This is a genomic window from Micromonospora sp. NPDC050200, assembly GCF_040656135.1.
Classification (GTDB): Bacteria; Actinomycetota; Actinomycetes; order Mycobacteriales; family Micromonosporaceae; genus Micromonospora.
On record NZ_JBFALG010000005.1, the window covers coordinates 79,643 to 97,303 of the forward strand.

At 73.1% G+C, this 17,661-nt stretch carries 16 protein-coding genes and 2 tRNA genes; 6 read left to right on the top strand and 12 right to left on the bottom strand.

From position 1 onward, the window contains the following. The first annotated feature begins 12 nt into the window (after nt 1–12). Nucleotides 13–1,497: a glycerol kinase GlpK gene (gene glpK, locus AB0I41_RS05765; protein WP_357102234.1), complete on the top strand. Its 1,485-nt coding sequence runs from the start codon at nt 13–15 to the stop codon at nt 1,495–1,497. Here the strand turns inward: glpK and AB0I41_RS05770 are convergent, their stop codons facing one another. Next, the gene (locus AB0I41_RS05770; RefSeq protein WP_357102236.1) at nt 1,498–2,331 is read right to left on the bottom strand and encodes a phosphoribosylaminoimidazolesuccinocarboxamide synthase; all 834 of its coding nucleotides are present in this window, start codon (nt 2,329–2,331) and stop codon (nt 1,498–1,500) included. Nucleotides 2,332–2,525: 194 nt separating this feature from the next. Between AB0I41_RS05770 and AB0I41_RS05775 the strand changes: the two genes are divergently transcribed. After that, on the top strand, nt 2,526–3,857 hold the full coding sequence (locus AB0I41_RS05775; RefSeq protein WP_357102238.1) for an extracellular solute-binding protein: 1,332 nt from the start codon (nt 2,526–2,528) through the stop codon (nt 3,855–3,857). Between the two features lie 42 nt (nt 3,858–3,899). Here the strand turns inward: AB0I41_RS05775 and AB0I41_RS05780 are convergent, their stop codons facing one another. The 7 genes from AB0I41_RS05780 to AB0I41_RS05810 all read right to left on the bottom strand — a co-directional run bounded on the left by AB0I41_RS05780 (nt 3,900) and on the right by AB0I41_RS05810 (nt 10,284). After that, nucleotides 3,900–4,145, bottom strand: coding sequence for a hypothetical protein (locus AB0I41_RS05780; RefSeq protein ID WP_357102240.1), 246 nt, complete (start codon nt 4,143–4,145; stop codon nt 3,900–3,902). Between the two features lie 118 nt (nt 4,146–4,263). Then, nucleotides 4,264–4,337, bottom strand: a tRNA-Met gene (locus AB0I41_RS05785). A 120-nt stretch (nt 4,338–4,457) separates the two neighbouring features. After that, nucleotides 4,458–4,534: transfer RNA gene (locus tag AB0I41_RS05790), tRNA-Met, on the bottom strand. Between the two features lie 58 nt (nt 4,535–4,592). After that, nucleotides 4,593–5,522: a hypothetical protein gene (locus tag AB0I41_RS05795; protein ID WP_357102242.1), complete on the bottom strand. Its 930-nt coding sequence runs from the start codon at nt 5,520–5,522 to the stop codon at nt 4,593–4,595. Continuing rightward, nucleotides 5,512–6,021 (bottom strand): SigE family RNA polymerase sigma factor, encoded by a 510-nt coding sequence (locus AB0I41_RS05800; RefSeq protein ID WP_357102244.1) that lies wholly within the window; start codon nt 6,019–6,021, stop codon nt 5,512–5,514. The genes AB0I41_RS05795 and AB0I41_RS05800 overlap by 11 nt, the downstream gene beginning before the upstream one ends. A 156-nt stretch (nt 6,022–6,177) precedes the next feature. Beyond that, nucleotides 6,178–9,153: a UPF0182 family protein gene (locus AB0I41_RS05805; protein ID WP_357102246.1), complete on the bottom strand. Its 2,976-nt coding sequence runs from the start codon at nt 9,151–9,153 to the stop codon at nt 6,178–6,180. Nucleotides 9,154–9,270: 117 nt separating this feature from the next. After that, nucleotides 9,271–10,284, bottom strand: a complete 1,014-nt coding sequence (locus tag AB0I41_RS05810) for a PDZ domain-containing protein (protein ID WP_357102248.1) — start codon at nt 10,282–10,284, stop codon at nt 9,271–9,273. 182 nt (nt 10,285–10,466) lie between these two features. Here AB0I41_RS05810 and AB0I41_RS05815 point away from each other — a divergent pair, with 182 nt between their 5' ends. Next, nucleotides 10,467–11,702: a zinc-dependent metalloprotease gene (locus AB0I41_RS05815; RefSeq protein WP_357102250.1), complete on the top strand. Its 1,236-nt coding sequence runs from the start codon at nt 10,467–10,469 to the stop codon at nt 11,700–11,702. 187 nt (nt 11,703–11,889) lie between these two features. Here the strand turns inward: AB0I41_RS05815 and AB0I41_RS05820 are convergent, their stop codons facing one another. Both AB0I41_RS05820 and AB0I41_RS05825 read right to left on the bottom strand, forming a co-directional pair. Continuing rightward, complete coding sequence (locus tag AB0I41_RS05820; protein WP_357102252.1) at nt 11,890–12,492, bottom strand: hypothetical protein; 603 nt, start codon at nt 12,490–12,492, stop codon at nt 11,890–11,892. 9 nt (nt 12,493–12,501) lie between these two features. After that, nucleotides 12,502–13,029 (bottom strand): M48 family metallopeptidase, encoded by a 528-nt coding sequence (locus tag AB0I41_RS05825; RefSeq protein WP_357102254.1) that lies wholly within the window; start codon nt 13,027–13,029, stop codon nt 12,502–12,504. A 515-nt stretch (nt 13,030–13,544) separates the two neighbouring features. On the opposite strand from AB0I41_RS05825, the gene AB0I41_RS05830 reads away from it, so the two are divergent. The 3 genes from AB0I41_RS05830 (at nt 13,545) to AB0I41_RS05840 (ending at nt 16,484) form a co-directional block, all read left to right on the top strand. Further along, entirely contained in the window at nt 13,545–13,712 is a 168-nt protein-coding gene (locus tag AB0I41_RS05830; RefSeq protein ID WP_012014940.1) for a DUF5679 domain-containing protein, read from the top strand. 205 nt (nt 13,713–13,917) lie between these two features. Further along, nucleotides 13,918–14,979, top strand: coding sequence for a hypothetical protein (locus tag AB0I41_RS05835; protein WP_357102256.1), 1,062 nt, complete (start codon nt 13,918–13,920; stop codon nt 14,977–14,979). Between the two features lie 173 nt (nt 14,980–15,152). Then, nucleotides 15,153–16,484: an AarF/ABC1/UbiB kinase family protein gene (locus tag AB0I41_RS05840; RefSeq protein ID WP_357102258.1), complete on the top strand. Its 1,332-nt coding sequence runs from the start codon at nt 15,153–15,155 to the stop codon at nt 16,482–16,484. A 306-nt stretch (nt 16,485–16,790) separates the two neighbouring features. On the opposite strand, the gene AB0I41_RS05845 is transcribed toward AB0I41_RS05840, so the two are convergent. Together AB0I41_RS05845 and AB0I41_RS05850 are read right to left on the bottom strand one after the other, a co-directional pair. Then, entirely contained in the window at nt 16,791–17,156 is a 366-nt protein-coding gene (locus AB0I41_RS05845; protein ID WP_357102260.1) for a WhiB family transcriptional regulator, read from the bottom strand. Between the two features lie 131 nt (nt 17,157–17,287). Further along, nucleotides 17,288–17,542 carry a hypothetical protein gene (locus AB0I41_RS05850; RefSeq protein WP_357102262.1) on the bottom strand — a complete coding sequence of 85 codons (255 nt, stop codon included), beginning with the start codon at nt 17,540–17,542 and terminating at the stop codon, nt 17,288–17,290. Nucleotides 17,543–17,661 lie beyond the last annotated feature (119 nt).

Here is a 17,661-nt window from a genome sequence, read left to right on the forward strand (position 1 = left end):
TAGCGTGCCGCCATGACCGGAGAGTACGTCGCCGCCATCGATCAGGGCACCACGTCGTCACGGTGCATCGTCTTCGATCGGGCCGGAGAAATCGTCTCCGCGGCGCAGCGGGAGCACCGGCAGCTGTTCCCGCAGCCCGGCTGGGTGGAGCACGACCCCGAGGAGATCTGGGACAACGTCCAGCGGGTCGTCCGGGAAGCCCTCGACGCCGCCGGCACCGGGCCGGACGGGCTGGCCGCCGTCGGCATCACCAACCAGCGGGAGACCACCGTCGTCTGGGACCGGGCCACCGGCCGCCCGGTGGCCAACGCCATCGTCTGGCAGGACACCCGGACCGGGCCGCTGCTGCGCGCGCTGGACGAGGCGTACGGCGAGCAGCGGCTGCGCAAGCGCACCGGGCTGACCCTGGCCACCTACTTCGCGGGCCCGAAGCTGCGCTGGCTGCTGGACAACGTGGCGGGGCTGCGGGAGCGGGCCGAGCGGGGCGAGGTGCTCTTCGGCACGATCGACAGCTGGCTGATCTGGAAGCTGACCGGCCGGCACGTCACCGACGTGACCAACGCCAGCCGGACCATGCTGATGGACCTGGAGACCCTGGACTGGGATCCGGAACTGCTCGACGCGATGCGCGTGCCGGCGGCGATGCTGCCGGAGATCCGCTGCTCGGCGGAGGTGTACGGCACCGCCGAGGGGCTGCTGGCCGGGGTGCCGGTGGCCAGCGCCCTCGGCGACCAGCAGGCGGCCCTGTTCGGGCAGACCTGCTTCCAGCCGGGCGAGGCGAAGTGCACCTACGGCACCGGCAGCTTCCTGCTGCTCAACACCGGGGCCACTCCGGTCGCCTCCGAACACGGCCTGCTGACCACGGTGGCCTACCGGATCGACGGGCACCCGCCCGTGTACGCGCTGGAGGGCGCGATCGCGGTCACCGGCTCGCTGGTGCAGTGGCTGCGGGACAGCCTCGGCCTGATCTCCACCGCGCCCGAGGTGGAGGGACTGGCCCGCACGGTCGAGGACAACGGCGGCTGCTATGTGGTGCCGGCCTTCTCGGGGCTCTTCGCGCCGCACTGGCGCAGCGACGCCCGGGGCGTGATCGCCGGGCTGACCGGCTACATCACGAAGGGCCACCTGGCCCGGGCGGTGCTGGAGGCGTCGGCCTGGCAGACCCGCGAGGTGGTCGACGCGATGAACGCCGACTCCGACGTGGCGCTGCGCCGGCTGCGGGTGGACGGCGGGATGACGGCCAACGGCCTGCTGATGCAGTTCCTCGCCGACGTGCTGGACGTGCCGGTGGTCCGCTCCCGGATCACCGAGACCACCTGCCTCGGCGCGGCGTACGCGGCCGGCCTGGCGGTCGGCTTCTGGCCGGACCTGGCGACCCTGCGCGGCCAGTGGCGCTCGGATGCGCAGTGGGAGTCGGAGATGGCGCCCGAGCACCGGGAGCGCGAGCTGCGGCAGTGGCGCAAGGCGGTGGCACGCAGCCTGGACTGGGTGGACTGACTACTCCCAGCGGTTGCCGGTGAGCTTCTCGTAGACGTCGACGTAGCGGGCCCGGGTCGCCTCGACCACCTCGGCCGGCACCTCGGGGGCCGGGCCCTGCTTGTCCCAGCCGCTGCTGGTCGCCCAGTCGCGGACGTACTGCTTGTCGTAGGAGAACTGCACCCGGCCCGGCTGGTACGACTCGGCCGGCCAGAACCGGGACGAGTCGGAGGTGAGCAGCTCGTCGCCGAGCATCAGGGTGCCGTCCGGCGTCCAGCCCAGCTCGATCTTGGTGTCGGCAACCAGGACGCCCCGGTCGGCGGCGAGCTCGGCACCGCGCCGGTAGACGTCGATGGTGATCCGGCGCAGCCGCTCGGCGGTCTCCGGGCCGACCTTGTCCACCACCTCTGCGAAGGTGATCGGCTCGTCGTGCTCCCCCACCGGCGCCTTGGTCGACGGGGTGAAGATCGGCTCGGGCAGGATCGACGCCTCGACCAGGCCGCGCGGCAGGGCCACGCCGGAGACGGCGCCGGTGCGCTGGTATTCCTTCAGGCCGCCGCCGGTCAGGTAGCCGCGGGCGACGCACTCCACCGGGACCATCTCCAGCCGCCGGCAGCGGATCGCCCGGCCGGCGAACTCGGCGGGCACGTCGGTGGTGGAGATGACGTGGTTCGGCACCAGGTCGGCGAGCTGCTCGAACCACCAGAGGGAGAGGGCGGTGAGCAGTCGGCCCTTGTCCGGGATCGGCGTCGGCAGCACCACGTCGTAGATCGAGATGCGGTCGGAGGCGACCAGAATCAGGTCGTCGCCGTCGGCGTAGACGTCCCTGACCTTGCCCGAGTGCAGAAGTTCCACGCGGCCTAGTACACCACGCGGTCTCGCCGGCGCCCGGTGCGGCCACCCGGGCGTCGCCGGGACCGCCGGGCCGGGGGCCGGATCGTTGCCGGGACGGCTGGTCCCGTCCGCCGCGGCCGGCCGGGCGTTGACACCCGGGCGCGGTGCCTGCGTGAATGGTCCGGCCCTCACCCCCCGTGCACCAGGAGCGCCCCGTGCCCGCTGCCCGCCCCCCGCGCCCCCGGCCCGGCGCCGACCCGGCCCGGCGGCGGCTGCTCGGCGCGCTCCTGGCGGCGCCGGCGTTCGCCACCGGCGGGCTCGCGGGGTGCAGCGACGACACGACCACCCGGGTCGACGACGACGGGCCGATCGAGCTGTCGGTCTTCTGGTGGGGCAACACCCGGCGCGCGCAGGCCACCGAGCGGGCGCTGCGGCTCTACTCCTCGCGCAACCCCCGGGTCACCTTCCGGGTGACCTGGCAGGCCGCCAACGCCTACTACGACCGGCTCGCCACCCAGGCCACCGGCGGCAACGTGCCCGACCTGTTCCAGGTCGACGACACCATGCTGACCGAGTACGCGCAGCGGGGCATCGCCCTGGACCTCAGCCCGTACGCCGCGGACGGCCGGCTCGACCTGGGCGGCCTGCCGCCCGGGCTGGCCGACTACGGCAGGGTGGACGGGCGGGTCCACGGCGTCGCCGCCGCCCAGACCCACGCCGCCGTGGTCTACAACAAGGACCTGCTGCGCCGGCTCGGGGTGCCCGCCCCGACGATCATGCCATGGGGCGACTACCTCGCCTGGGCCGCGCGGGTGACCCGGGCCAGCGGCGGCCGGGCCGCCGGCACCATGGACCCGTCCGGTGACCACCGGGCGCTCTGGCTGTGGCTGCGCGGCCAGGGCGGCAGGTTCTACCAGGGGCGGCAGCTCGGCTTCAGCTCGGCGGCGCTGGTCGACTGGTTCGAACTGTGGCAGCGGGCCCGCACCGACCGGGCGACCCCGGCCGCCGCCCTGGTCGACCGGGCCGACGGCGACGAACCGGCGCGACAGCTGGTGGTGACCGGCCACACCGCCGCCTCGTTCGCCTGGTCGCACCAGCTTTCCGAGCTCCAGCGCTATACCAGCGACGAGTTGGCGTTGGCTGCCTTCCCCGGGCCGCCGGCCGCCCAGTGGGCCCGGGCCTCGATGTACTGGGCCGGCCTCCACGGCACCCGGCATCCCGGTGTGGTGGCCGACGTCATCAACTTCCTGACCACCAACGTCGAGGTGGGCCGGATCCTCGGCACCGAGCGGGGGCTGCCGGCCGACCGCGCCGTGCGGCAGGCCGTCACCCAGGGGCTCGGCGATCCGGTCGTCAAGCGTGTCGCCGCCCTCGGCACCACCCTGAACGACCTGGTCGGGCCCGCCCCCGCCCCACCGCCCCGCGGGCACGGACGGGTGCGTACGCTGCTCGCCGCCGCCGCGCAGGACGTCCGGTCGGGCCGGGCGGGGGCGCGGGCCACGACGTCGAGGTTCATGGCGCAGGCGCAGGGGGCGCTGGCCGAGTGACCCCGGCCGACGCCGGGACGACACCGGCCGGGATCCTCAAGATCAGCGCGGCGGACGATTGCGGCGGTTGCGCACCAGCCACAGCACCAGCAGCACGATCCCCACCACCACGGCGAGGCAGCAGATCAGGCCCGCGAAGCCGCCGCCCCGGGACCTGCGCCGCGCGGCCTCCACCACCAGCTCGCCCTGACCAGTGGACGCCCAGGCCGCGACCGGCACGAAGACCGAGAGCACGACCGCACCGAGGACCGCGCTCAGCCGGCCCCACCACCTGTTCCAAGATGACATGCCCCCCATCGTGAACGAGCGGGGCAACCGGGGCACGCGGGACGGGCGGAGAAACCCGGACCGGTCGGCGGAAACGGCGAGAGGCCCCGGAGCTGGGCTCCGGGACCTCTCGAACGAGTAGCGGGGACAGGATTTGAACCTGCGACCTCTGGGTTATGAGCCCAGCGAGCTACCGAGCTGCTCCACCCCGCGTCGGCTCCATAAGCTTAGCGCATCCCCAGGACCGAGATCAGCGGGGCCCCCGGATCGGGCAACGGGCCCCGCTGAGACAAAGCGAACGGCCCGAGGATCGGATCCTCGGGCCGTTCGTCGTGGTAGCGGGGACAGGATTTGAACCTGCGACCTCTGGGTTATGAGCCCAGCGAGCTACCGAGCTGCTCCACCCCGCGTCGACTCGTTAACCGTAGCCTACGGGGCCCGGGCCCGCAAAACGGGCCCGGGGCGCAGTCAGCGCAACCAGTCCCGGATCGCCGCCACCGCCCGGCGGCTGTCCGCGTCGACCTGCGCCTTCGGGCTGGAGCTGCCCTCCCAGCCCTGCTCCCAGAGCACCGTCACCACGTTCCCGACCCGGATCGCCCGGATCAGCCGCAGCTCCTCGTCGCCGGTCGGCTCGTCGTTGGCGTCCAGCAAGGGCTTGCGCATCTCGAACAGCACCGAGTCGTCGCCGTAGCCGCCGCTGGGCAGCAGCTTCTGCCGGGACGTCACCGAGCCGATCTGCTGCTCGGGGCAGTTACGCACCGCCTCGCGCAGCTCGTCGAGCGCGTCGGCCGCCCGACCGTTTCGGTAACTGGTGATGCTGTGCCGGTAGTGGCCGTCCGGGACGTTCCCCTCCGGCGTGCCGGCCAGCCAGAACGTCAGCGACCGGGCCCGCTGCCGCACCGTTCCGCCCGCGCCCGGCTCCGCCCCGCAGAGCGCGGGCAGCACCGGACCGGCGACAAACCTCGCCCCCGCGCCATGGTCGTTCGCCGCCGCCAGCGCGAAGAAGGCCGAATCGGGGATCGAGGTCGGCGTCCGGGCGGCCGGCGGGGAGCCACCGCGCGACGGCGGTGTCGACGTCGGCTGCCGCGACGCCGACCCGACCGGGCCGGGCGAGGTCGCCGACGGGGTCGGCGGCGTACTCGGCGGCGCGGGCGAGGGCGACGGCGAAGCCGGGGTGTCGGCGGGCGGCCCGACCCGGCTGTCCGGAGCGGCGGCGAGGACGAACTGGGCGCCGACGGCCGTCCCGCCGACCAGCGCCGCCACGGCCAGGACCCCCACCGCCGTCCGGGTCCGCGCCCGGCGGTCGGCGTACCGGCGCACCAGGTCGGGCGCGGCCAGGCCGCGTGGGTCGGTGTCCTCGGCGAGCGAGCGGTAGAAACCGGTCAGTTCACGCGACATCGTTGACCTCCAGCTCCTCGGACGAGTTCCCGGGCAGCAGCTCCGCCAGCCTCGCCCTGCCCCGGGACAGCCAGGACTTCACGGTGCCGGTGGGCACCCGCGTCTCGCGGGCGATCGCCTCCACCGGCATGTCGAACAGGTAGTGCAGGGCCAGCGCCTGCCGTTGGTTCGCCGGCAACTGCCGCAGGGCGCCGACCAGGAGGACGGTGTCCTCGCCCGGTGGCCGTACGTCCTCGGGTGGACCGGTGCGGCTCACCGCCGTACGCCAGCCGCGCAGCCGGCGGAACCGGTCCGTGGCCAGGCGGCTGACCACCAGCCGCAACCACGCCTCCGGCGCCGGGTGGGTGGCCAGCGCGCCCCACTGCCGCCACGCCCGGGCGTACGCCTCCTGTACGAGGTCCTGGGCCTCGCCGTGGTCACCCGCGACCGCGTGGCCGTACCGGAGCGTCCGGGCGGACGTGCTCCGGTAGAACTCGTCGAAGCTCTGCGCGTCCCTCATGCCCACACCACGCCTCCCCGTTTCCCCCACCTGCTGACATGACGGCGGGCGAGGCCGGACGGTTGCGGGCATCCGGTCGGAAAAGCGACAAGCCCGCGACCGGAGGACCGCTGGGGTCCTCGGATCGCGGGCTCGTCGGGGAGTCCCCGCCGCGGCTCAGTTGCTCGGCGTGGCCGCCGCTGAACCGGACGGGCTGCCGCTCGGCGCCGGGGCCGGCCCGGCGGCCTGCTGCGCCTGCTGGAACGCGCTCATCGCCTCGTCCAGCGCCTTCAGCGCCCGGCCGTACCGCTCGAAGTCGCCGGACGTCTGCGCGGCCTTGACCTCGGCGATCGCCGTCTGCACCCGGTCCGCCGCGGCGGCCAGCTCGTCGGTGAGCGGCGGCGGGTTGGTGCCGCCGGTCGGGGGCGGGGTGCCGCCGGTCGGCGGTGGCGTGCCACCCGTGGGCGGCGGGGTGGCCTGCCCGGCCCGCTTGCCCTGGTCGACGAGCTGCTTGATGCCGTCGGTGATGTTGTCGGCCAGCGCCACGTAGGAGCCGCCGTCGCCGTACGAGAGCAGCACCTTCTGCAGCAGCGGGTACGCGTCCTGCTGGTTGCTCTTCACGTAGACCGGCTCGACGTACAGCATCCCGTCGCCGAAGGGCAGCGACAGCAGGTTGCCGTACTGCACCTGCGCCTGGTTGGAGGAGAGCAGGTTGAGCTGCTGCCGGATGTTGGCGTTGTTGGTCATCTGCTGGTGCACCTGCACCGGCCCGGAGATCCGGGTCTGGTCCGGCAGCTCCAGCACCTCCAGGTTGGGCTGGCCGTCGACGTACGACCCGGAGATCAGCGCGGCGAGGTTCTGCCGCCCGTTCGGGGTGACTGCCGCGGTGAGCTGGAAGCGCGGCCCCTCCTGCCCGGGGAACTGGGTGAACAGGTAGTACGGCGGCTGCTTCTGCCCGCTGTCCGGCGCGTCCGGCACGTTCGGCACCTGCCAGAAGTCCTGGCCGGAGTAGAAGTCGCCGGGGTCGGTCACGTGGAACTTGGTGAGCAGGTTCCGCTGCACCTTGAACATGTCGGCCGGGTAGCGGAAGTGCTCGGCCAGCTCCGCCGGGATGGCGGTCTTCGGCAGCACCAGGTCCCCGCCGAACGCCTTGTTCCAGGCCTTGAGCACCGGGTCGGTCTCGTCGAACTCGTAGAGCCGCACCGTGCCGTCGTACGCGTCGACGGTGGCCTTCACCGAGTTGCGCATGTAGTTGACGTTCTCCCGGGCCAGCTGGAACGTGCCCCGGTTGGTCAGCTCGTCGGCGGTCTCCGTCTGGAGGTTGACCCGCTCGGCGTACGGGTAGGTCGCCGCCGTGGTGTAGGCGTCGACGATCCACTGGATCCGGCCGCCCACCACCGCCGGGTACGGGTCGCCGTCGAGGGTGAGGAACGGCGCGACCTTCTCCACCCGGTCCCGCGGGTTGCGCACGTACAGCAGCCGGGAGTTGTCGTTGACCGCCCCGGAGAGCAGGAAGTTCGACTCCTGCTCCTTGATCGCGTAGAGCAGCCGGCGGGTGAACGAACCGATCTCGACGCCGCCCTCGCCGGTGTAGGTGTAGTACTGCTCGCCGCCGGTGGTCGGGGTGGGCCGGTCGAACTCGGCGTTCTTGGTCTTGTCCGTCTGCCCGACGATCGCGTAGTCGTTCTCCTCCATCCGCTCGCCGTAGTAGATCCGCGGCTGGCTGGCCGGGATCTGCTCGGCCTGCGAGGAGCACGCCTCCTGCGCCTTCTCACCGAGGAAGCCGGAGACGAAGTACGGCTGACCGCCGCAGACCACCTGGTTGGCGGGGGCCGCGACCAGCCCGTACCCGTGGGTGAAGACGGTGTGCCGGTTGATCCAGTTGTTCTGGGTCAGCTCGCCGTAGTTGACCTCGCGGACGCCGACCACGTAGTCGGAGGTCTTGTTGGCCACCGAGTACCGGTCGATGTCCAGCTTCGGGCCGAAGTCGTAGAAGCCCCGCACCTGCTGGAGCTGCGTGTACGTCTCGGAGACCAGCTGCGGGTCGAGCAGCCGGACGTTGGGCACCACCGAGGTGTCGGTGACCAGGCTCGCCGGCGGGGTGAGGTTGTTCGCCGCGTACCCGGTGGTCTTCGTGTCCGTCAGGCCGAACGCGGCCCGGGTGGCCCCGATGCTGCGTTCGATGTACGGCGCCTCCTTGTCCCGGGCGCTCGGCTTGACCTCGAAGGTCTGCACCGCCCACGGGTAGATGCCGCCGATCGCGACCGCGGAGACGCCGAGCAGAGCCAGCGAGATGCCGGGCCAGACCAGGTTCCGCATGACCGCGTTGGAGAACACGATGATCGCGATCGCCACCACCACCGAGATGTAGGCCAGGATCTCCTTGGCCGGCAGCAGCGCGTTGACGTCGGCGTAGCCGGCGCCGTAGAGCTTGGCGCCCTCGTTGTACTCCAGCAGCATCGCCCGCCGGTCCAGCACGTACGCGACGGCCTTGAGCAGGACGAAGCCGGCGATCAGGGTGGTGAGGTGGGCCCGGGCGGCGTTGGTCATCCGGTCGCCGACGCCCTGCAGCCGCACTCCGCCGAAGATGTAGTGCAGGGCCAGCGCGCCGAGCAGCGCCAGCACCACCGCGGTGAAGCCGACGCCGAGCAGGTACCGCCAGAACGGCAGCTGGAAGACGTAGAAGCCCACGTCGATGCCGAACTCCGGGTCCTTGACGCCGAAGTCGCCGCCGTTGCGGAAGAGCAGCCACTGGTTCCACCGGCTCTGCGCGGAGAGGCCGGCGAAGAGCCCGAGCACGGCCGCGGCCAGGCTGATCCAGGTGCCGATCCGGGGCGTGAGCAGCGTCCGGTAGCGCTCCAGGGTGGCCTGCTCCAGCGAGTGCGGCCGCAGCTTCGGCCGCAGCCGGTACGCCAGCCAGAGGTTGCCGGCGACGAAGAGGCCCAGCCCCGCCCCGATGGCGAGGAAGAGCAGCAGCCGGGTGACCAGCACTCCGGTGAAGACCTGGGTGTAGCGGACCTCCTCGAACCAGAGCCAGTCCGTCCACGCCTGGACACCCCAGCCGAGCAGGGTGAAGAGCACGAAGACCCCGACCAGGACACCCACCGTGACGCGTCCACGACGACTCATCCTCGGCAGGGGGGTGCTGCGCATTACCACTGTTGGCTCCGCACGCTCGATGTGATCGGCTCCGGACAGGCACCCAGAGTACGGGGTGTTTCTGAACGTGTCGGGTCAGGTCGCGCCGCGCTGCCGGAGCGCCCCCCGGGGTCAGCAGCGCGTCGGCTGCCCGCCCGCCCGCAACGTCTCCAACGCCGTCAATGCCTCGTCGAGCGAGCCGACCTTGATCAGGGGCAGGTCGGGCTGCGGATTGCGGACCGCCTCGGCGCAGTTGTCCGCGGGTACCAGGAAGACCTTCGCCTTCGCCTTCTTCGCCCCGACGAGTTTCTGGGCGATCCCGCCGATCGGACCGACCCGGCCCTCGTCGTCGATGGTCCCGGTGCCAGCGATGATCTTCCCGCCGGTCAGGTCGGCCGGTTCGAGCTTGTCCACGATGCCGAGGGCGAACATCAGCCCGGCGCTCGGCCCGCCGATGTTGCCCAGGTCGATCTTCAGATTGAACGGGTGCGGCTGCCGCTGCTCCGGCACCAGCCCGATGCGCGGCCGGCCGTCCTGCTCGCGGCTGGTCACGGTGGCCGTGCCGGCCACGCCGTCCCGGGTGTAGCCGATGCTCAGCGCGGTGCCGGCGGCCTTCGCCCGGATCAGCTCCACCAGCTTCGTCGCCGTGGTCACCGGCACGCCGTCGACCGTGGTGATGACGTCGCCGGCCTTGAGCAGGCCCGCCGACGGGCCGTCCGCGGCGACCTCCTTGGCCACCACCTGCACCGGGTAACCGAGCTCCACCAGCGCGGCGGTCTCGGCGCTGGTTTGCGAGTTCTGGAAGTCCTCGGCGTTGCGCTTCTCCACCTCCTCCTGGCTCTCGCCCGGCGGGTAGACCAGCTCGCGCGGCACCACCGCCTCGTCGGGGGAGAGCCAGCCGGCGATCGCCGCGCGCAGCTTGACGGTGGGCTGCACCCCCACCGTGGTCATCCGCAACTGCCCGGCGGAGGTGGACGTCGACCGGCCGGTGACCTGGATGACCTCCTTGCCGTCGGAGGTGCCGAGGGTGTTCACGGTCGGCCCCGGGCCGAGCACCACGTACGGGATGGGCGCGCCGAGCACGCCGATGCTCAGCAGAGTGGTGAGCAGAGCACCGAGGAGGACGGTCACGCCACGACGTCTCATGCGGCAGAGCGTACCGACCGGGGCGGTGCCGGCCGGTCGGCCGAGGCCGACTTCGCCCTCAGCGCAACGCCAGCGGCGGCGACCTGGGGCGCGGCGCGCGTACCGTAGACGTCGTGCCTGATATTCCGTTCGGTTTCGCGCTTCCGGGTGGGCAACCACCAGACCCCAACGATCCCGCGCAGATGCAGCAGTTCATGTCGCAGTTGCAGCACCTGCTCTCCGCGTCGGGCAGCGGGCCGGTCAACTGGGACCTGGCCCGGCAGGTGGCCGCCAGCCAGCTGGCCGCCGCCGGCGACCCGGCGGTGTCGCCGTACGAGCGCCACGCGGTGGAGGAGGCGCTGCGGATCGCCGACCTCTGGCTGGAGCCGGCGTCCGCCCTGCCGTCCGGCATCCGCACCTCCGTGGCGTGGAACCGCAACGAGTGGATCTACAAGACCCTGGACGTCTGGCGCAAGCTCTGCGACCCGGTGGCCAGCCGCATGGTCGGCGCGATGGGCGACCTGGTGCCGCCGGAGGCGCGGGCCCAGCTCGGCCCGATGCAGTCGATGGTGGCCACCCTGGGCGGGGCGCTCTTCGGCGGGCAGCTCGGCCAGGCGCTCGGCTCGCTCGCCGCCGAGGTGCTGTCCGCCGGCGACATCGGCCTGCCGCTGGGCCCGGCCGGCACCGCCGCGCTCGTCCCGGCCAACATCCGGGCGTACGGCGAGGGCCTGGAGCTGCCCGAGGACGAGGTACGCCTCTACGTCGCCCTGCGCGAGGCCGCCCACCAGCGGCTCTTCGAGCACGTTCCGTGGCTGCGCGGGCACGTGCTGACCGCGGTGGAGAGCTACGCCTCCGGCATCCGGGTCAACCGGGAGGCGATCGAGGAGGCGATGGGCCGGGTCGACCCGACCGACCCGGAGTCGATGCAGGCCATCGCCCTGGAGGGGATCTTCACCCCGGAGGACACCCCGGCGCAGAAGGCGTCGCTGGCCCGGCTGGAGACGGTGCTCGCGCTGGTCGAGGGCTGGGTGTGCCACGTGGTGGACAACGCCGCCGGTGAGCGCCTGCCCAACGTGGTCCGCCTCGGCGAGGCGTTCCGCCGTCGCCGGGCCGCCGGCGGGCCGGCCGAGCAGACCTTCGCCGCGCTGGTCGGGCTGGAGTTGCGACCGCGCCGGCTGCGCGAGGCGTCCGCGCTCTGGGCCGCGCTCACCACGCACCGGGGCATCTCCGGCCGGGACGCGGTCTGGGGCCACCCCGACCTGCTCCCGTCGGACGACGACTTCGCCGACCCGGTGGCCTTCGCCACCGCCCGGCTCGACCTGGACGACGAGCTGGCGAACTTCGACTTCACCGCGCCGGGCGGCCCGGAGGAGCAGGCCCCGGGCGGCGGCACCCCGCCCCGCTCGGACGGCTCCGGGGACGACACCGACAAGTCCTGACCCTCACCCCACCGGCCGGGCCGCACGGCACACGCGGCCCGGCCGGTGGCAGGTGGGGCGCTCCGGGGTGTCGAGGCACCGCGTGGACCTGTCGGGGCACGGGCGAGGATCGAGCCGCAGGTGTTGCCGTCGGTCTCCGCCCGGAGCGGGAGCGGCACGGGCCACGCCGACAAAGCGGTGCCCTGACCTAACCGGCGCGCCCCGAGAGCAGGGCGCGGGTGGTCTCCCAGCCCTCGACGGCGGGGTCCAGCGCGGCCAGGTCCACCGGCCCGCGCAGCCGCCGCCAGGCGGCGGTGACGGCCACGTCGCCCGGGCTCGGCGCCGCCCGGCGCACGTCCGCGGGGAGCGCGGCGTCCAGGTCCAGCGCCGGCAACCAGCCGGGTACGGGCAGCCGGGCCGCCACGCCGAGCAGCCCCACCTCAGCGCCCTCGACCGGGGCGACCGCGACGGGTCGGCTGGTGAGCGGCCGAAGCAGCTTGCCGAGGGTCAGCCCGGGCAGGTCCGGGGCGTCGGCAGCGATCACGGCCGCCTGGTCGTACCCGGTCAGGGCGGCCAGCGCGGCGTTGACGCTGGGCTCCGGCACCTCGTGGATCGGGGTGCCCGGCCAGACCACCGCCTCGGCGAGCCAGCGGTCTCCCGGCGTCACCGCGACCGCCGTCTCCGCCTCGGTCAGGGTGGCGAGCAGGTCCACCACGTCCTCGGCCAGCGCGGTCCGCCAGCCGACCGGGTCGATTCCGGGCGGCGACCAGGCCACCGGAGCGAGCAACGCCACCACCACACGTCGGACCACGCCCCGACCCTAGCCAACGGGTACGCCGGAGACGGCGGCGACGCCCTCCAGGTAGCCGCGGGCCCGCTCGGTCCTGGGGTACCGGCCGACCAGCTCCCAGAACCCGGCGTTGTGGCTGGGCACGATCAGGTGCGCCAGCTCGTGCAGCAGCACATAGTCGAGCACCCAGTCCGGCATGTCCTGGAGGCGGTGGGAGATCCGGATGGTCCGGTCGGCCGGGGTGCAGGAGCCCCACCGGCCGTTCTGGTTGGTGACCCAGCGGACGCTGGCCGGGAGGGCGTCGCTGCCGTGCTCGGGGAGGTAGAGGTTGATCAGGCGCAGCGCCCGGTCGAGCAGCTCGGTGTCGGAGCGGGCCAGCCGGCCCTCACGGGCGGCGAGCCGGGCGAGCATCCGGTCGACCCACTCGCTCTCCTCGGCGCGGGAGAACTGGTCGGGAATCAGCACCACGACCCGCTCCCCGTCGCGGTAGGCGGACACCGTACGTCGCCGGCGCTGACTGCGCCGTACCTCGACGACCGGCTTCCGCGCCCCAGCCATCAGTGGGCCGCGCAGCCGTGGTTTCCTGCCACGAAGGAAAGCTAATGCGTACTGACCAGGGGTCCGCAAGGGTCAACACCCCGACACGTGCCCGGAAAATGGCGGTTGGTCGTAGAGTGTCTCGAAAAAATATGTGGATGACCATGTCGGGCTGCCCCGATCACCCTTCGTGGTGGCCGGGTGGGCTGCTCCGCTCGCCTCCGCCCTCCACCGTAGGTGATCACCGTCCGGAGCCTCGCTCGGGCCCCGCTCGGGCGTAATTGCGCTGCTTCACTCGGCGTGTCCCCGGCAAACTCACTAATCCGGCCTATTTCGGCATGCACACTCTCGACGTCGACTTCCTCACAGTGTCGATGCACAGCTGACATGGATTCGCCCAGACCTGGGTAGGGTCCGCCAACCAGCGGTCACGTGGGTGTCCGCGGAGAAAGACCCGGCGCCGGCGCCCCGCGTGGCCCGCCGCCGGGAGACCCGCCGGGCCGGCTCGCCCGGCGGACGAGACGAGGAGGGCTACCGTGGCCGACCAGGCCCAGACCTACAACGGTTACTGCGTCAAGTGCAAGGAGAAGCGGGACTTCGAGGGGCGTGTCGAGGTCTCGAAGACCGGGATGAACATGGCCAAGGGCAAGTGTCCGGTGTGCGGCACAACAGTGAACCGCATCCTGGGCAAGGCCAAGGTCTGACCCGTACGGGTTCCGGGGGAGGGGCGGCCGCCCGGCCACCCCTCCCCCGCGTCGTCCCAGCCTCGGCCGAGCTGTCGGGTGGGCGACAGAGTTACCCGCCGGTTGTGGATATCCCGCCATTTTCTGTGGACAGCGCTGGGTAAAGGCCCGCCCACCTGTGGACAACGATCGGCGGACGGCGCGGATTCGGTCACGATCCGCTGTCATGAGCCCGTCAACCCGCCCGGCCCTCCCCCGCCCGACGCTGCTGCCCGGCCTGACCCGGCTCTGGCGCGACCGGCACACCCTGCAACTCGGCCTCGACCCGGGCCGCGCCGTCCTGCTCGAAGTCGCCAACCCGCGCGCCGCCAGGCTGCTCGACCTGCTCGACGGCAGCCGCAGCGAGCGCGGCATCCTGGCCCACGCCGCGGCCGCCCGGGTCGGCCCCGACGAGGCCCGCGAGCTGCTCGACGCGCTGCGCGCCGCCGGTCTGGTCGTACCCGCGCACACACTGCTCCCCCGGGACCTGGCCGGGCCGGCACGCAGCCGGCTCGCCGCGGAGGCCGGGGCGCTCGCCCTGGCCGCCGCGGCGCTGCCCGGCACCCCGGCGCAGGTGCTGCGCCGCCGGCGGGCCGCCCGGGTGGTGGTCGCCGGCGCCGGCCGGCTCGGTGGCCCGGTCGCCGTCGCGTTGGCGCAGGCCGGGGTGGGCCACGTGGCACCCGAGCTCGCCGGCCCGGTCGGTTCCGCCGACCTGGTCGGCACCGGGCTGGCCGCGTCCGACGTCGGGCGTCCGCTGGCCGCCACGCTCCGCTCGGCGATCGGCCGGACCGCCCCCGGTACGCAGACCCGCCCGCTGCGCCGCGGCCGGGTGGAGCTGGTGGTCCACCTCGGCACGGACCGGCCGGCCGCCCTCCTCGCCGCCGGGTACGCCCAACGCCGCCAGCCGCACCTGGTGCTCGGCCTGCGCGAGGGCGTACCCGTGGTCGGGCCGCTGGTCCGGCCGCCGGTCGGGCCCTGCCTGCACTGCCTCGACCTGCACCGGGCCGACCGGGACCCGGGCTGGCCCGGGCTCGCCGCCCAGCTCGCGGCGGACCCGGCCGACCAGGCGTGCGCCGCCGCCACCCTGCTGGCCGCCGTCGGGTACGCGGTCGCCGAGGCGCTGGCCCACCTCGACGGCGGCGCCCCGGAGACGCTCGGCTGCGCCGTGGAGATCGGCGCGGCCGGCCGGTTCCGGCGCCGGGTCTGGCCGCCGCACCCCTCCTGCGGGTGCGCCGGCCGCCGACGGTGACGGCGGCAGGGCACTGACGGCGGCGAAACCAGTGCCCGGCCGGCCACGCGGCGGGACGCACGGGCGCGAAGCGGGGGGACGCTCGGGTACGAAGGCCGCGCGGAGGGGGGAAGCCGGGGTCGAGCCCGGCTTCGGAGCAGCAGTCGGCCCACTCAGTCGGTAACAATGACCGGGTGACCGACATCCCGCGCCGGGCCGTGTCCCGGACCGCCAAGCTCGCCGCTCTGCCGCTCGGTTTCGCCGGGCGGACCGTCCTCGGCATGGGTAAGCGCGTCACCGGGCTCGCCTCGGACGTCATCTCCGCCGAGATCCAGCAGCGCACCGCCGAGCAGCTCTTCAGCGTCCTCGGGCAGCTCAAGGGTGGGGCGATGAAGTTCGGCCAGGCGCTGTCGGTCTTCGAGGCGGCCCTGCCGGACGAGATCGCCGCCCCCTACCGGCAGGCGTTGACCAAGCTCCAGGAGGCGGCGCCGCCGCTGCCCGCGGCGACCGTGCACAAGGTGCTCGCCGAGCAGCTCGGGCCGGACTGGCGGGACCGGTTCGTCTCCTTCGACGACACCCCGGCCGCCGCGGCGAGCATCGGTCAGGTGCACAAGGCAATCTGGCGGGACCCGGAGACCGGCGAGGCGCGGACGGCGGCCGTCAAGATCCAGTATCCGGGTGCCGGTGACGCGCTGCTCGCCGACCTCAAGCAGCTCTCCCGGCTGGGCGGGATGTTCCGGGCCATCCAGCCGGGTCTCGACGTCAAGCCGCTGCTGGCCGAGCTCCGGGAACGGATCACCGAGGAGCTGGACTACGAGCTGGAGGCCGAGTCGCAGCGCGCCTTCGCCGCCGCGTACGCCGACGACCCGGAGATCTTCATCCCGGCGGTGCTCTCCGCCTCGCCCCGGGTGCTGGTCACCGAGTGGATCGAGGGAACGCCGCTGGCGCACATCATCCGGGAGGGCACCGAGGAGCAGCGGGACGAGGCGGGCCGGCTGATGGCCATCCTGCACCTGTCCGCGCCACCCCGGGCCGGCCTGCTGCACGCCGACCCGCATCCCGGCAACTTCCGGTTGCTGCCCGACGGCCGGCTCGGCGTGATCGACTTCGGCGCGGTGGCCCGGATGCCTGAGGGCACCCCGGAACCGATCGGCCGGCTGGCCGGGCTGGCGCTGCGCGGCGACGCCGACGCGGTGGTCGCCGGGCTGCGCGAGGAGGGTTTCATCAGCCAGACCGAGCCGGTCGACGCGCAGGCGCTGCTGGAGTACCTCCAGCCGATGCTGGCCCCGGTCGCCGAGGAGGAGTTCCGCTTCACCCGGGCCTGGCTGCGGTCCGAGGCGACCCGGCTGGCCAGCCCCCGGTCACCGGCCTTCCAGTTGAGCCGGCAGCTCAACCTGCCGCCGTCGTACCTGCTCATCCACCGGGTGACGCTGGGGTCGATCGGGGTGCTGTGCCAGTTGGACGCGAAGGCGCCGTACCGGGGGATCCTGGAACGCTGGCTGCCCGGCTTCGCGCCCGTGGCCTGACGAGGCCACGAAACACCGCGGGGGCGGTGACCGGATCTCCGGTCACCGCCCCCGCGGGTTTGGTGGTGGTTACAGAACGCCCAGTTCGCGAGCCGACTGGTTCCGGCTCTTCATCGCGACGGTACGGGCGGAACGGGTTGCCTCAGTGCTCGTGGTGGTACGACCGGCCTGAGGCCGGCGCATTCGCGCCCGGGACAACGCTTCGTGGAGTAGTTGCATCTCGGTTCCATTCGGCAGGTGCAGCATCGGGTTCATCTCTCTCTGACAACCGGCTCGACGCCGGTACGGACACGGATCGGGAACATGTCAGGCAGCCAGCCGGACCGCGGTACGCGAGGTGGCCACACCGCTGGCCGCCAGTCGCGCCTCGGCCTCGACCCGGAGCGCCGCGTCGCGGGCGAGGTCCTCCTTGCGCGGACGGCCACGGGGCCGCTTGCGCGGGACGACCGCGCCACGCTCGAAGATCTCGCCGCCCCAGACGCCCCAGGGCTCGGCCCGCTCCACCGCACCGGCCAGGCACTCGACGCGCAGCGGGCAGTCCCCGCAGAGCGACTTGGCCAGCTCGAGCTCGGCGGGCGAGTCGGAGAACCACAGGTCGGGGTCGAACTTCCGGCAGGACAGGTTCGCCTCCACCTCGACGCTCACGTCGAGCGGGGCCAACGCCAGACTCATCGCCCGGTCACCTCTCTCTCACTTCGATCTCGTGGATCGCAATTCCGACGTACTTCCGCGGGGCAAAAAACTGAGGCCGCGGATCCCGGTGAGCGGGTTCCGCGGCCTCGAGGTGAGCCGGTGGTCTGAAATCAGACCGGTCTACCTCGAGGTGGAACGCCGCGGACATCCGTGCGCTTCTTGGCGACACCGATGCCCATGCCCGTGAAGCCACTGGTCCCCTCGACTCCGACGGGCGCGACGGCCAGGTTCAGCTCGGCCTGAACCTGGACCTGGTGCACCTGCGGGACCGACGGTCGCGTGGCGGCAAGGGCCACCCGGACAGCCGACAGCGGAGCGGAGGCAGCTGGCATCGCCGCCGGACGCTCATAGGTGAAGATCTCCACGGGTGCCACCTCCCTCACGTTCCTCGTGCCGACTCGGTCTCGACCCCCGTGAGCAGCCGGAATGGCGCCGCTCGCGAGGTGTGTCCTGAGGTTATTCCTCGCCCGGGGGCGAGGGCAAA